The sequence below is a fragment of the Amycolatopsis sp. NPDC114503 genome, assembly GCF_055633655.1.
Genome location: NZ_JBVKDT010000002.1, coordinates 937,834 through 950,646, shown reverse-complemented (window position 1 = coordinate 950,646; position 12,813 = coordinate 937,834). Strand labels below are relative to the sequence as shown.

Here is a 12,813-nt window from a genome sequence, read left to right as displayed (position 1 = left end):
TCCTCCCTCGCGTCTCCCCGCCCGAAGCCACTGTTCCGCAATGCGGGCGGGGATGTCCAGCCTTGCCCGGCACTGGCGCACGGACTGTGACCGGAATGATTTCCCATTCCCGCATCCGGCTGGCGCGGCCGGGTTTATCCGCGCCGGAAATTCGCTCGGATGGCGCCTTCCCGAAACGGCGGGTGACTGCTCCCTATTGGCGACGGGCGGTTCGTCCGCGCTGCTGGCGGACGTTCAGCTGGCCGGTTTTCGATCTCGCAAGCTGCGCGGCAGGCGTCTTGGGTCTACTGTGCTGGTTGGCTCCCGGCTCGCCGAAGCCGAATATGCCCTTTCGCCCCAGTCCCCGGCGGCCCGGGGTAATGCGGCGCCCGCGTTGCCTCTTGTTCCCCGTTCACGCGATTAAGGCGGAAACAGGAAACTCCTTCCCCGATTGCCGCACGGTCCCGCATTCTCGGGACAAGCCGCCGATCAGGCGGGCGAAAATCCCCCGAAGGAGCTGCCGTGAAGGTCGTCTGTTCGTTTTCTCTGCTGGTGCGAGCGGCGTTGTGGCTGACCGGGGTCGCGCTCGTGTCCGGGCTCGCGCTCGGCCATCCGGGCGGGCCCGCGCCGGTCGCGCCGCCGGTCTCGGTGCGGACCGCGCCGTGACGAAACCACGGCCCGGCGTCTGCCGGATCGTCATACTGGGAGCGAGAAGAGGGTGGAGGCGGATGACAGCGCGCGCGACGTTCGGGGCGGAACTGCGGCGGCTGCGCACTTCGGCCGGGCTGTCGCTCACCGATTTGGCCGGACGGGTGCATTACAGCAAGGGATACCTGAGCAAAGTCGAAACCGGCCTCGCTTCTCCGAATTCCGCACTCGCAGCCTTATGTGAAGCAGAATTCGGCACTCCTGGAGCGCTCACTGCGCTAGTTCCCGCGGAAACCGGGAAACGCCGGACCCGGCCGGACGTCCGCCCGTCCGGCCTCCCTCCGGTGACCGCCGACTTCACCGGCCGCGACGCCGAATCCCAAGCCGTACGCGAGATCCTCGAGTCCGACGGCGGCGTCTGCGTTATTTCGGGGATGGGCGGGGCAGGGAAAACGGCGCTGGCGGTGCGCTGCGCGTACCGGCACGAAGCGTCCTTCGCCGACGGCAGCCTCTTCCTGGACCTGCGCGGCACTTCCGACGATCCGGTCACGCCCGCCGACGCCCACGACCGTCTGCTGCGGATCCTGGAGGTGCCCGCCGAACGGATCCCCGCCGATGCCGACGACCGCGCCGCGCTCTTCCGGACTTGCCTGCGCGGCCGGAGTTTTCTGCTGGTGCTGGACAACGCGGGCAGCACGGGGCAAGTGCGCCCGCTGCTGCCCGCCGAACCGAAATGCCGCGTCGTGATCACCAGCCGCTCCCGTCTGCCCGCATTGGACGAAGCCAAGCACGTCTCGCTGGGCGTCCTCCCCTCCGCTTCCGCCGCTGAGCTGGTCGCGGCTTTGACCGGCGCGACCCCCGACGCCGCCCTGCGCATCGCCGGCCGCTGCGGCCGCCTCCCGCTGGCAATCCGGATCGCCGCCGCCCGCCTGCGCGCCCACCCGGCGTGGGATGTCGCGGAGCTGGAGCGTCGCCTGGCCGACGAGACCCGCCGACTGGGCGAACTGGACGACGGCGAACGAAGCCTTGCCGCCGCGTTCCGCTTGTCGGTTCGCCAACTGGACCAGCCGGAAGCGCGGCTGTTCGGCCTGCTCGCCCTGCACCCCGGCCCGGACTTCGACGTCACCGCCGCGCAGGCGCTGGGATCCCTGGATTCGCGGGAGGCAGAACGCCTGCTGGACCGCCTGCACCAGGCGTACCTGCTCACCCAGCCGGAACTGGGCCGGTTCGGTTTCCACGACCTGGTAAGGGTTTTCGCTGCTTCAGGCGTGACCGACGAGGACGCATTCCGCCGCCTGGCCGATTTCTCCGTCGCCGCCGCGGAACGCGCCGACCGGACGTTGAGCGGCCCGCGTTACCGCCCGGAGGTGATCTGCCCGGAGGGGCTGCCGGAGGTCGAATTCCCGGACCAGGAAAGCGCGATCGCCTGGTTCCGCGCCGAATGGCCGAACCTCGTCGCGCTCTGCCGCCGGGCGGGCGAGACCGACCGATGCTGGCAACTGGCCTTTTTCCTGCGCGGTTTCTTCTACCTGACCAAACTGTGGGACCCGTGGATCGCGACGCACCGCTGGGCGCGCACCGCCGCCGAGGCTGTCGGCAACAGATGGGCCGCCGCCACGACCACCGCGAACCTGGGCATCGCCTACGTCGACCGCGGCGATCTGGACGAGGCTTCCCGTTGCTACAGCCAGGCTTTGGCGGAGTACCGGCAAATCGGCGATCGTCACGGCGAAGCGACCGCGCTGGCGCATTCCGCCTGGGCTGAGCACTACCGCGGCAATCACGAACAGGCCTTGCGGGACTTGCGTTCCGCAGCTGATTTCTACGACCTGACCGGCAACCGGCGCAGCGGTGCCATCACGACGCGGGGTGTCGCGCTGGTCCTGACGGCATTGGGACGTCCGGCCGAAGCTGCGCAGCTCGTCGAGGAAACCCTGGCGGTGTTCGAAGAGCTGGGGCTGGAACTGGACGTCGTCATGGGATTGAACTGCCTCGGCTGGGCGCGATTCCGCTCCGGGGATCATTCCGGCGCCGAGTCGGCGTACCGGGAAGCCGCGGCTCGCGCAGAGTCCTGCGGGAGCACCCATGAGGCGGCGCGGGCTTACCTGGGTTTGGGAAATGTCGCTGCGGCGCAAGGGATCGAGGGAGAGGCCGCCTCGCTGTGGGAACGAGCTGAGGCCGCGCACCCCGGCCTGGACCCGGTGACCGTGGGCGAGGCGGCTGCGCGCGCTGAATATCCCCGGAGTGCGTGAGCTTCCCGGACGGCGGGTGTCCTCCTGACGACGTGTTCATCCGACGAGGGAGAGACGATGACCGACTCGACTGCGAGCAAGACGGAACCGCGGAAGCCCGGACTCGCCGCTGACCAGGGCCAGACCGCGATCGCGGACGTCGTGGTCCAGAAAATCGCCGGGCTGGCCACCCGCGAGGTCCCCGGAGTCCACGCCCTCGGCGGCGGTGCGGCGCGGGCCTTCTCGGCGATCCGGGACCGCATCCCCGGCGCGACGGCGTCAGCGGGCCAGGGCGTGTCGGTCGAGGTGGGGGAGAAGCAGGCGGCCGTCGACCTGCAGGTAGTGGTCGAATACGGAGCCTCGATCGCCGACGTGTCCCGCTCGGTTCGCCGCGGGGTGGTCACCGGGGTGGAACACATGACCGGGCTGGAGGTGGTGGAGGTGAACATCGCGGTGACGGACCTGCACTTGCCGGAGGACGGGGAGGAGGGGGCGGCGGAGTCCGGGAGGGTGGAGTGAACCAGCCTGCAGCTGACGGTACTGGCGGCGGCGCGCTGCTCCTGCTTGGCCGGGAAGTGCGCCGGAAGTATTTGCCGGGAGGAACGTTCAGGCTGTCGCGGCTGAATGCGCCCGCGGCCGCACTGGCTGGGTCGGCGGCTGCCCTTCCCTCCGGAGGCTAGGCGTTTCGACGGCGGAGCCAGACCGAGGCGCACTTCACGCCCGCAGTGTGCCCGTCGTCTCTGGCTGGTGCGGCCGGGGTTTCGGGGCGGGCGGCGGCGTGTTGGGATGGGCGGATGGGATCGCCCGAGCCGGTTGAGCAGTTGCCTCGCGTGGCGGGGTTTCGGGCGCTGATGTTCGCTTTGCCGCCGGTCGGAAGGCGATGGTCGGCGGGGTTGCGGGCTGCCGCGGCGGTGGCCGTTCCGGGGATCGCGCTGGTGCTGGCGGGTGCGTCGGCGTCCGCGTTGTTCGTCACGCTCGGGACGTTCGCGGTCTTGTACGGCGAGGGGCGGCCGTACCGGGTTCGGGCGGGCGTTGTGGCGACTGCCGGGGCCGGGTTGCTCGCGGCGGCCGCGTTGGGTGCTTCGGCGGGGACTGTGGTTCCGCCGGGGCCGGTGTCCGTCCTGGTGGTTTCGGCGGTCGCGGTGCTGGCGACCTACGTCGTCGACGCGTTGCGGCTCGGGCCGCCGGGGCCGTTGTTCTTCGCGCTCGTTTGTGCGGGTGCGCAGGCGGCGGTCGAGGCCGGAGCCCGGCCGTGGGCGGTGCTGGGGTGCGCCGCGGCGGGGGTCGGGTCGTCGGTCGCGGTGTCGATGGTCGGGGTGCTGGCCGATCGCACGAAGCCGGAGCGGACAGCCGTCGAACGTGCGGTGCGGGCGGTCGACGCGTTCATCTCGGCGGAGCGGAAGACGGCCGAGGCTCGGCACGCTGCCGGTGCCGCGGTGTCGGCGGCGTGGACTGCGTTGCACGACGCGGGACATCCGCGCCGGGGCACGAAGCCGGATCTGGTCGCGACGTTGCTTGCCGCCCACCGGAGGTTTGCGGACGCTTCGCCGGGCGAGTCCGTCGAGCTGCCGCCGGGGAAGCTGCCGTTGCCGCGACCGAGCATCGGGTACCGGTTGCGGCGCGCGGTTCCGTTGCGGTCGCATGCTGCGCTGACGGCGTTGCGCGTCGGCGCGGGGTGCGTGGTGGCCGGGGAACTGGCGGTGGCAGTCGGGTTCGGACGGCCGCATTGGGCGGTGCTGAGCGCGTTGGTGGTGCTGCAGCAGGGATTGGACCGGCGGCGGGCGAATGTGCGTGCGCTGCACCGGTTTGTCGGGACCGCGGCCGGGCTGGTGCTGTTCGGATTGGTGATGACGATCGCGCCGTCCGGGATCGTGCTGATCGTGATCCTGGCGGTGCTGCAGTTCTGTGTGGAACTGGTGGTGCCGCGGAATTACGCGGTCGCGACGGTGGTCATCACGCCGCTCGCGCTGCTGGCCGCCGGAGTGGCGAGCGCACCGGGCCCGGTGTGGCCCGCGGTGGCGGACCGCTTCGCCCAGACGGCGATCGGGGTCGCGGTGGCGGTCGTCGTGCAGTACGCGGTGGTGCCGCGGGCGCACCGGAAGACGTTGGCCTGGACCGGATCTCGCGTTCGCGCCGCCGCGCGTGCGGTACTGGCCGGTGCGCCGGTCCCGCGTGCGGCTGCGCGCCGGGACCTCCAGTTCGAACTGGAGGGCGCGACCCGCGCGGGAGTGGATTCGGTGCACAACGAACCCGGCTGGGCCGCCGAGCGCTGGCCCGCCCACGCGGCCCTGGTCCACGACGGTTATGACTTGCTCCAGTCCTGCTGGTCCGCGCCGGACGACGGGGTGCGGGACGTGGAACGGTGGAGGAGCGCGTTCGGCCGGTGAGGCTGGGGCGGTGGCTCGGGGTCGCGCGGGTTGCTCGGGCTGCGCGGGTTGCCGTGTTCGGTGAAAGTGCCCGTGCCTGGCTCGCCCGACGACGGATACTCGGCGGGGATGCCCCTCGGGAGGCTGATACACGGCCGGGATGCCTCTGGGGAGGCTGATACACGGCCGGGATGCCTCTGGGGAGGCCGGTGGACGTGTCTGCCGAATGTGCCTGCAGATGGGTGGGTTGGCGAGGTCCAAGGCTGCGCTGATGTTTGCCGAGCTCCCTGAGGCTGGTCGGCGAAGCTCCGCTGGCCAGTCTTGGACGACGAGCACCGCAACCTCGGGTTGGCTCGCGCGAGACTGCTGCCTGGCGAGGTGGGCTCGGGCTTGCTTGCCTCCCGGAACCGGAACCCCGGCCCGGCCATCCGGGCACCGGGCATCCGGGCGCTCCTGCACCGGAACTCCACAACCCCGGCACCGGGCACCGGGCCGACGGATCTGCCTGTGGCCGGTCCGCCGACCGACGCGTGCTGACCAGGCCGCTTCACCGTCACTGCCCGGCTGTCGTCCGCCGCCCCAGCGAGCGCCTCGAAGCCAGACCGCGCACCAGCCACGCACAGACTCCGAGCCACCCGCTCCAGCGTGCAACGCCCGCAACCCACCGATCACCGAGGACGCAGCGCCGCCTCGATTTCCTCCCGATCCGCGTCGCCCGGGGTGATCGTCAGCGGGCCCGCGACCTCCAGCAATCCCGGATGCCGGACCGTCCAGCTCAGCACCGGCAGCGAATCCTTCGTGAGGTCGTGCGCGGAAGTCAGGGTGATCCCGGGCGTCGGGCCGCACGTGACCACGTCTGCTGACGAGCCGCGGCCGTCGCTGTGGCAGAAGGCGGCTCGACCGTCGGAGGACAGCGCCAGCAGGGCCGGGGTGCCGTCGGCGGTGACGGTGGGCAGGACGTGGTCGTAACCGGCCAGCCAGCGCGTCACCAGGCGGTGCACGCGTCGGCCTCGGATGCTGGTCATCGACGCGGTGTAGGCGCGGGCAACGGCGTCTAGCCGTTCTGGGTCCACTGGTGTCAGGCCTCCGTCTCTGCTGGTGCCGGGCGCGGTGACCGGACGAACCACGCCCCGGCAACCGCGGCCAGTCCGATGCAGCCGGCGACGACGAAGGCCATCTGCAGGCCGTTGGCGTCGGGACTGACGGCGGCGTGTTCGGTGCTGCTGACGGTCGCGACGCTGACGAACACCGCGGTGCCCAGCGCGCCGGCGACCTGCTGGAGCGTGGACAGGATCGCGCTGCCGTGCGAGTAGAGGTGGTCGGGCAGTGCCGACAGCGATTCGGTCATCAGCGGCGTCATCATCAGGCCGAGGCCGGCCATCAGGACGATGTGGATGCCGATCACCGCGATCAGCGGCGAATCCGGGCTCAGCAACGAGAACAGCCACAGCGAGACCGTCATCGCGAGCGCGCCCGGCAGCACCAGCGGACGCGCGCCGACGCGGTCGAACATCGCGCCGACCGGACGGCCGAGCAAGCCCAGCACCAGGCCGCCGGGCAGGACGGCCAGGCCGCTGACGAACGTGGACTTGTGCAGGACGGTCTGCAGATACAGCGGCAGCAGGATCGCGCCCACGCCGATCAGGCACATGAACAGCAACGCGCTGAGCGCCAGGGCGACGACGAAACTGCGGTGGGTGAAGGGCCGCAGATCCAGCAGTGCGCGGTCGCGTCGCTGCAGGCGGAGCTGCCGCCAGCCGAACACCGCCAGCGAGACCGCGCCGACGACGATCGGCAGCCACGGCGGCATCAGCGCGGTCTCGGCGGATTCGCCCGCTGACGACAGGCCGTACAGCACTCCGCCGAAACCGACGGCGGACAGGATCACGGAGAGGACGTCGAGCGGAACCGGGCGGGTTTCGCTGTCGATCCGCAGCTGCAGCATTCCGGTGACCAGCGCGGCCAGCGACAGCGGCAGCACGATGAAGAACATCCACCGCCAGCCGAGCGACGACAGCACCGCGCCGCCGATCGTCGGGCCGATCGCGGGCGCGACCGCGATGACGATGCTGATCGTGCCCATCGTCGCGCCGCGGCGCTGCGCCGGCACGAGCCGCATGACCGTGGTCATCAGCAGCGGGATCATCACCGCGGTGCCGCACGCCTGCACGACCCGGCCCGTCATCAGCAGGCCGAACCCGGGCGAGACGCCGCACAGCAGCGTGCCGAGGCTGAACGAGGCGAGCGAGAAGACGAACACCTGGCGCGGCGTGAACCGTTCGAGCAGGAACCCGGTCGTCGGGATCACTACTGCCATGGTGAGCAGGAACCCGCTGGTGAGCCACTGGATCGTGGTGGTCGGCACGGAGAGGTCGACGGTGAGGTCGCGCAGCGCGATGCTCAGGATGGTCTCGTTGAGGATCATCACGAACGCCGACAGCACGAGGACGCCGATCAGCAGCCCGGGCTTGGCGGGCGGCCGTCCCGGGGCCTCCGTGGCGGGGGACGAAACGCCGCTCATGCGCGCACCTCGCCGGCGGAGGCGCGGACGAATGCACGGGTCGCGAGCCGGGCGGCGTCGCCTCGGGCGCTCGCGAAGGCGATGGGTGCGAGGTCGGCGGCACGAACGGAACGGGCATCGGCCGACGGACGGCCGGGGAACGTCGGGCGGCTGCCGGGGGAAGCTCTGCGCGCGGCTTCACCGGCCGCAGCGGACGGGGTCGGGGACTGCTGGATCTTCACCCGGCCAGGATACGGATGAGCACCGACAAAACCGGCGTCCTTTTCCTCCCGCAGCCCGCGCCGGCACGGGGAATCGCGCTTCGGCCAGCGGCAGAAAAAGCGGCTCGACCAGCGGCCGGACGGGTGCTTGCGAGTCCGCTAAGCGAACCGGGAATCTCGCTCGCGGGCGAGGTCCGCTGGGAGCCACCTCAGCCAGTACGACCGCGGCCAGGCAGGAATCCGGTCAGGCGAACCAGGTCCTCCGCCGGAAAGCGCCGTCAGCGCACCCGCAGCCAGACAACCTCACGGATTCATCGCCAGCACCAGGAATCCCGCCAGCAACACCAGATGCACCCCGCCCTGAAGCCGCGTCGCCCGCCCCGGCACCACCGTCAGCACACTGACCACCACGGTGAGCGCGAGAAGCACGATGTGCGTCGGCCCGAGACCCAGCAGCAGCGGGCCCTTCAGCCACACCGAAGCGAGCGCGATGACCGGAATCGTCAGGCCGATGCTGGCGATCGCGGACCCGTACGCGAGGTTGAGGCTGATCTGCATCCGGTCGCGCCGTGCCGCGCGGACCGCCGCGAGCGTTTCCGGGGCCAGGATCAGCAGCGCGATCACCACGCCCACAAAGGATTGCGGCAGCCCGGCCGCCCGCACGCCGGCCTCGATCGCCGGCGATTCGACCTTCGCCAGGCCGACGACGGTGACCAGCGCGATCAGCAGCAGGCCGAGGCTCACCAACGTGGTCCGGAGGCTCGGCGGTTCCGCGTGCTCTTCCTCGCGGGTCTCGCCGTCGGCGTCGACGGGCAGGAAGAAATCGCGGTGCCGGACGGTCTGCGTCATCACGAAAGTGGCGTACAGAACCAGCGACGCACCGGCCGCGAAAGCCAGCTGCGGCGCGGAGAAAGCCGGACCGGGCGTGCTCGCGGTGAACGTCGGCAGCACGAGGCTCAGCGTCGCCAGCGTGCCGACCGTCGCCAGCGCCGCGCCGCTGCCTTCGGGATTGAACCGGGTTTCCCCGTACCGGCGCGCGCCCACGAACAGCGACAGGCCGACAATGCCGTTGGTGGTGATCATCACTGCGGCGAACACCGTGTCGCGCGCCAGCGTGTCCGCGTTGTCGCCGCCGGAAGCCATCATCGTGACGATCAGTGCGACTTCGATCACGGTCACCGCGACCGCGAGCACCAGCGATCCGTACGGTTCGCCGACGCGGTGCGCGACCACCTCGGCGTGGTGCACCGCGGCGAGAACCGTGCCCGCCAATGCGATCGCCACCAGCGCGACCGGAACCGGACCCAGCGTGCGGCCCCAGGTGAGCGCCAGCAGGACCAGTGAGATCAACGGCAGCAAAGTGGTCCAGGACAACAGATAACCGCGGACGCTCGCCATGCGCACACCCTGGCATATCGGACCCTGCGTCGCCTGGCATGCCGTCCTCGCGGGGGAGTGTCGCGTCCGAAATGGACACTCCAGGTCGCGCGGCCCGGCGCGAAGTTCACTCGTTCGGCGTAGTAAATGCAGGGTTCCGCAGGTCGGCGGCGGGGTACGCGCGGCGCACAGGGGTGGTCGGCGCGGAAAGGAGCCGGAAATGACCCGCGAAATGAAGATGGCCGACCGCGCGATGCCGGCAGGCGGCGACGGCGCGGAGTATTCGTTCTGGCGCGAGCACACGCACATCAACCTGAGTCCGGTGGCCGCACCGTCGATCCTGGGCCTCGCCGGGTTCGCGGTGTCGACGTTCATGGTGGCGGCCAACATGGCCGGCTGGTTCGGCGACGAGACGACGACGCCCCTGCTGCTGGCCCCGTTCGCGTTCGCTTTCGGCGGCGTCGCGCAGTTCCTCGCCGGGATGTGGTCCTACCGGGCCCGCGACGCGCTCGCCACCGTGATTCACGGGGCGTGGGGCGCGTTCTGGCTCGGCTACGGGGTCTATCAGCTGTTCGTCGGCCTCGGCGGACTGCCCTCGACGACGGCGAGCCCGGTCGCGGCGGCGGCGATCGGCTTCTGGTTCATCGGGCTCGCGGCGATCACCTGGACCGGCGCGCTCGCCGCGCTGGCGGAAAGCCTGGTGCTTTGCACGCTGCTCGCGGTCCTCGCCGCCGGGGCGACGCTGCTGGCGATCGGCCTGATCGGCGACGTCGGCGTGGTGCGCACGATCGCCGCGTACTTCCTGCTCGCGTCCGCGGTGCTGGCCTGGTACGCGTGCAGCGCGATGGTGCTCGAAGCGGCGCATCACCGGGTGATCCTGCCGATGGGCCTGCGCGCTCCGCGGCCTGCCCGGACCACGACGGTGCCGTTGCACCAAGCGATCCAGTTCGACCACGGAGAGCCGGGAATCAAGGCCGGGCAGTAGTCCGGCCAGGAGGTGACCACGGATGAAGATGAGCATGGCGCTCACCGCGTTGACGCCGCAGGACCGGAAGCTGCGGGAAAGCAGGCTTCCGCTCACCGCCGAGTTCCTGGCCGGGGCGTGGCTGGTGTTCGCGGCTTTCGCGTACAGCTACTCGTTCACGCTGTCCGCGACGGCCGGGTTCTGGAACAGCCTGGCGTGCGGGATCGCCGTGGCGGCGGTCGCGCTGGTCCGGTTCGGCCTGCCGGAACGGGCGCGCTGGCTGGGACTGGTCAACGTCGCGATCGGGTTCTGGCTCATCGCCGCGCCTTTCGCGTTCGGCTACCCGGTCGACGGCCATCGCGACGCGATCCGCACGAATTCGTTGATCGTCGGCGTGCTGCTGGCGATTTTCGCCGTCATTTCGGTGACCGTCGCCTACCGCAGGCACAGCGGCGAATTCCGGGAGTGAGGAGATGTACTGGCCAGTGCTGACGGTGCTGGCGATCGGCGTGCTCGCCTTGGGCGGCGCGGGATTGCGTGCGCTCAAGGCGGCGCCGCCGGTGCGGAAGGAGACGCTCGTCGGCGCCTGGCTGGTGGCCGCTTCGGGCGTGGTGTGGTGGGCGTCCGCACCCGCGGCCGGGGCGGTGTTCCTGGTGATCGGCGCGGCGGTCGTGTTCGGCGCGGCGCTGGCGAACGGACAACTGCCGTCTCGCTGAGAAAGCCGGGTTTGCCGCGGGTTCCGGCTGGCTACCCGCTCCGGGTGAGGCCGGGCTGCCTTCGGCTGCCCGGCGATCGGCGGGTGCGCGGGAGGTCGGTCATGACGCAGCTGAAGCCCCGGCCAGTGGTGAGCGGCGGAGCGCCCCGCGGCAAAAAAGGCTCGGTGCTGCTGGGCATCCTGCGCACCACCGACCACAAGCAGATCGGGCTGCTCTATCTCGGCACGTCGTTCGCTTTCTTTCTCATCGGCGGTGCGATGGCCCTGCTGATGCGCGGCGAATTGGCCCAGCCGGGGCTGCAATTCCTGTCGCAGGAGCAGTACAACCAGCTGTTCACCATGCACGGCACGATCATGCTGCTGCTGTACGCGACGCCGAATGTGTTCGGATTCGCCAATTTCGTGCTGCCGCTGCAGATCGGTTCGCCGGATGTGGCGTTCCCCCGGCTGAATGCGTTTTCCTACTGGCTGTACCTTTTCGGCGGATTGATCGTGCTGAGCGCGTTCCTCACGCCCGCCGGCGCCCCGGATTTCGGCTGGACCGCCTACACGCCGCTGTCGGATGCCGTGCACAGCCCCGGCACCGGCGGCGATCTGTGGATCATGGGTCTCATCGTGTCCGGTCTGGGCACCATTCTCGGCGCGGTCAACATGACCACCACGATCCTGTGCCTGCGCGCGCCGGGAATGACCATGTTCCGGATGCCGCTTTTCACCTGGAACATCCTGTTCACCGGGATTCTCGTGCTGATCGCGTTCCCGATCCTCACCGCCGCGCTGTTCGCGCTGGAGGCCGACCGGAGGCTCGGCGCGCACGTTTTCGACCCCGCCAACGGCGGCGCGATCCTCTGGCAGCACCTGTTCTGGTTCTTCGGCCATCCCGAGGTGTACATCGTCGCGCTGCCCTATTTCGGGATCGTTACCGAGATCATTCCGGTGTTCAGCCGGAAACCGCTTTACGGCTACCGGCTGATGGTGTTCGCGACGGTCGGCATCACCGGGCTTTCCGCGACGGTGTGGGCGCACCACATGTTCGCCACCGGCGCGGTGCTGCTGCCGTTCTTCTCGATCATGACGTTCCTGATCGCGGTGCCGACCGGGCTGAAATTCTTCAACTGGATCGGCACGATGTGGAAGGGGACGCTGTCGTTCGAATCGCCGATGCTGTGGTCGGTCGGATTCCTGGTCACGTTCCTGCTCGGCGGCCTGACCGGGGTGCTGCTGGCCGCGCCCGCGCTGGACTTCCACATCACCGACACGTATTTCGTGGTCGCGCACTTCCACTACGTGCTGTTCGGCACGATCGTGTTCGCCACGTTCGCCGGGATCTACTTCTGGTTCCCGAAGATGACCGGCCGGATGCTCGACGAATCGCTCGCGAAATGGCACTTCTGGACCACGTTCATCGGCTTCCACACGACGTTCCTGGTGCAGCACTGGCTCGGCTCGCAAGGGATGCCGAGGCGGTACGCGGACTACCTGCGCAGCGACGGATTCACCTTGCTGAACACCATTTCCACGATCGGCGCGTTCGTTCTCGGCGCCTCGGTGCTGCCGTTCGTCTGGAATGTGGTGAAGAGCTACCGGTACGGCGAGCGGGTCGACGTGGACGACCCGTGGGGCTTCGGCAATTCCCTGGAATGGGCCACGTCGTGCCCGCCGCCGCGGCACAATTTCACCGAACTGCCCCGGATCCGCTCCGAACGGCCCGCTTTCGAGCTGCACTATCCGGAGGCGGTGGAGCGGATCCGGGACGAGCAGCACGTCCGCTGGGGGCGCCGGTCGCGGGAGAAATCGGACGCCTGACCAGGG

12 protein-coding genes are annotated in these 12,813 nt (G+C 70.0%); 8 read left to right on the top strand and 4 right to left on the bottom strand.

Annotated elements, in window-relative coordinates; genetic code table 11:
- Window positions 1–501 precede the first annotated feature (501 nt).
- From ACZ7OI_RS12170 to ACZ7OI_RS12155, 4 genes are all read left to right on the top strand, one after another.
- Window positions 502–645: a hypothetical protein gene (locus tag ACZ7OI_RS12170; protein ID WP_470264207.1), complete on the top strand. Its 144-nt coding sequence runs from the start codon at window positions 502–504 to the stop codon at window positions 643–645.
- Between the two features lie 62 nt (window positions 646–707).
- Entirely contained in the window at window positions 708–2,879 is a 2,172-nt protein-coding gene (locus ACZ7OI_RS12165; RefSeq protein ID WP_470264206.1) for an ATP-binding protein, read from the top strand.
- A gap of 57 nt (window positions 2,880–2,936) precedes the next feature.
- Window positions 2,937–3,377, top strand: coding sequence for an Asp23/Gls24 family envelope stress response protein (locus tag ACZ7OI_RS12160; RefSeq protein ID WP_470264205.1), 441 nt, complete (start codon window positions 2,937–2,939; stop codon window positions 3,375–3,377).
- A 275-nt stretch (window positions 3,378–3,652) separates the two neighbouring features.
- Window positions 3,653–5,245: an FUSC family protein gene (locus ACZ7OI_RS12155; protein WP_470264204.1), complete on the top strand. Its 1,593-nt coding sequence runs from the start codon at window positions 3,653–3,655 to the stop codon at window positions 5,243–5,245.
- A 647-nt stretch (window positions 5,246–5,892) separates the two neighbouring features.
- On the opposite strand, the gene ACZ7OI_RS12150 is transcribed toward ACZ7OI_RS12155, so the two are convergent.
- The 4 genes from ACZ7OI_RS12150 to ACZ7OI_RS12135 form a co-directional block, all read right to left on the bottom strand.
- Window positions 5,893–6,249 (bottom strand): hypothetical protein, encoded by a 357-nt coding sequence (locus ACZ7OI_RS12150; RefSeq protein WP_470264203.1) that lies wholly within the window; start codon window positions 6,247–6,249, stop codon window positions 5,893–5,895.
- Between the two features lie 53 nt (window positions 6,250–6,302).
- A complete protein-coding gene (locus ACZ7OI_RS12145; RefSeq protein WP_470264202.1) occupies window positions 6,303–7,745 on the bottom strand; it encodes an MDR family MFS transporter in 1,443 nt (480 codons plus the stop codon).
- Window positions 7,742–7,966: a hypothetical protein gene (locus tag ACZ7OI_RS12140; RefSeq protein WP_470264201.1), complete on the bottom strand. Its 225-nt coding sequence runs from the start codon at window positions 7,964–7,966 to the stop codon at window positions 7,742–7,744. The genes ACZ7OI_RS12145 and ACZ7OI_RS12140 overlap by 4 nt, the downstream gene beginning before the upstream one ends.
- Before the next feature lie 282 nt (window positions 7,967–8,248).
- The gene (locus ACZ7OI_RS12135) at window positions 8,249–9,343 is read right to left on the bottom strand and encodes a calcium:cation antiporter (RefSeq protein ID WP_470264200.1); all 1,095 of its coding nucleotides are present in this window, start codon (window positions 9,341–9,343) and stop codon (window positions 8,249–8,251) included.
- A 199-nt stretch (window positions 9,344–9,542) separates the two neighbouring features.
- Between ACZ7OI_RS12135 and ACZ7OI_RS12130 the strand changes: the two genes are divergently transcribed.
- From ACZ7OI_RS12130 to ctaD, 4 genes are all read left to right on the top strand, one after another.
- Window positions 9,543–10,307 (top strand): acetate uptake transporter family protein, encoded by a 765-nt coding sequence (locus ACZ7OI_RS12130; RefSeq protein WP_470264199.1) that lies wholly within the window; start codon window positions 9,543–9,545, stop codon window positions 10,305–10,307.
- A 22-nt stretch (window positions 10,308–10,329) separates the two neighbouring features.
- A complete protein-coding gene (locus ACZ7OI_RS12125) occupies window positions 10,330–10,755 on the top strand; it encodes an SPW repeat domain-containing protein (protein WP_344279461.1) in 426 nt (141 codons plus the stop codon).
- Window positions 10,756–10,759: 4 nt separating this feature from the next.
- Window positions 10,760–11,002 carry a hypothetical protein gene (locus ACZ7OI_RS12120; protein WP_470264198.1) on the top strand — a complete coding sequence of 81 codons (243 nt, stop codon included), beginning with the start codon at window positions 10,760–10,762 and terminating at the stop codon, window positions 11,000–11,002.
- Between the two features lie 101 nt (window positions 11,003–11,103).
- Entirely contained in the window at window positions 11,104–12,807 is a 1,704-nt protein-coding gene (ctaD, locus tag ACZ7OI_RS12115) for an aa3-type cytochrome oxidase subunit I (protein WP_470264197.1), read from the top strand.
- The last annotated feature ends 6 nt before the right edge of the window (window positions 12,808–12,813 follow it).

What these genes read in the sequence shown, in the direction of transcription:
- ACZ7OI_RS12145 (WP_470264202.1), bottom strand. Translation starts at nt 7,745, where the DNA reads ATGAGCGGCGTTTCGTCCCCCGCCACGGAGGCCCCGGGACGGCCGCCC.
- ACZ7OI_RS12130 (WP_470264199.1), top strand. Translation starts at nt 9,543, where the DNA reads ATGACCCGCGAAATGAAGATGGCCGACCGCGCGATGCCGGCAGGCGGC.
- ACZ7OI_RS12165 (WP_470264206.1), top strand. Translation starts at nt 708, where the DNA reads ATGACAGCGCGCGCGACGTTCGGGGCGGAACTGCGGCGGCTGCGCACT.
- ACZ7OI_RS12160 (WP_470264205.1), top strand. Translation starts at nt 2,937, where the DNA reads ATGACCGACTCGACTGCGAGCAAGACGGAACCGCGGAAGCCCGGACTC.
- ACZ7OI_RS12155 (WP_470264204.1), top strand. Translation starts at nt 3,653, where the DNA reads ATGGGATCGCCCGAGCCGGTTGAGCAGTTGCCTCGCGTGGCGGGGTTT.
- ACZ7OI_RS12135 (WP_470264200.1), bottom strand. Translation starts at nt 9,343, where the DNA reads ATGGCGAGCGTCCGCGGTTATCTGTTGTCCTGGACCACTTTGCTGCCG.
- ctaD (WP_470264197.1), top strand. Translation starts at nt 11,104, where the DNA reads ATGACGCAGCTGAAGCCCCGGCCAGTGGTGAGCGGCGGAGCGCCCCGC.
- ACZ7OI_RS12125 (WP_344279461.1), top strand. Translation starts at nt 10,330, where the DNA reads ATGAAGATGAGCATGGCGCTCACCGCGTTGACGCCGCAGGACCGGAAG.
- ACZ7OI_RS12120 (WP_470264198.1), top strand. Translation starts at nt 10,760, where the DNA reads ATGTACTGGCCAGTGCTGACGGTGCTGGCGATCGGCGTGCTCGCCTTG.
- ACZ7OI_RS12150 (WP_470264203.1), bottom strand. Translation starts at nt 6,249, where the DNA reads ATGACCAGCATCCGAGGCCGACGCGTGCACCGCCTGGTGACGCGCTGG.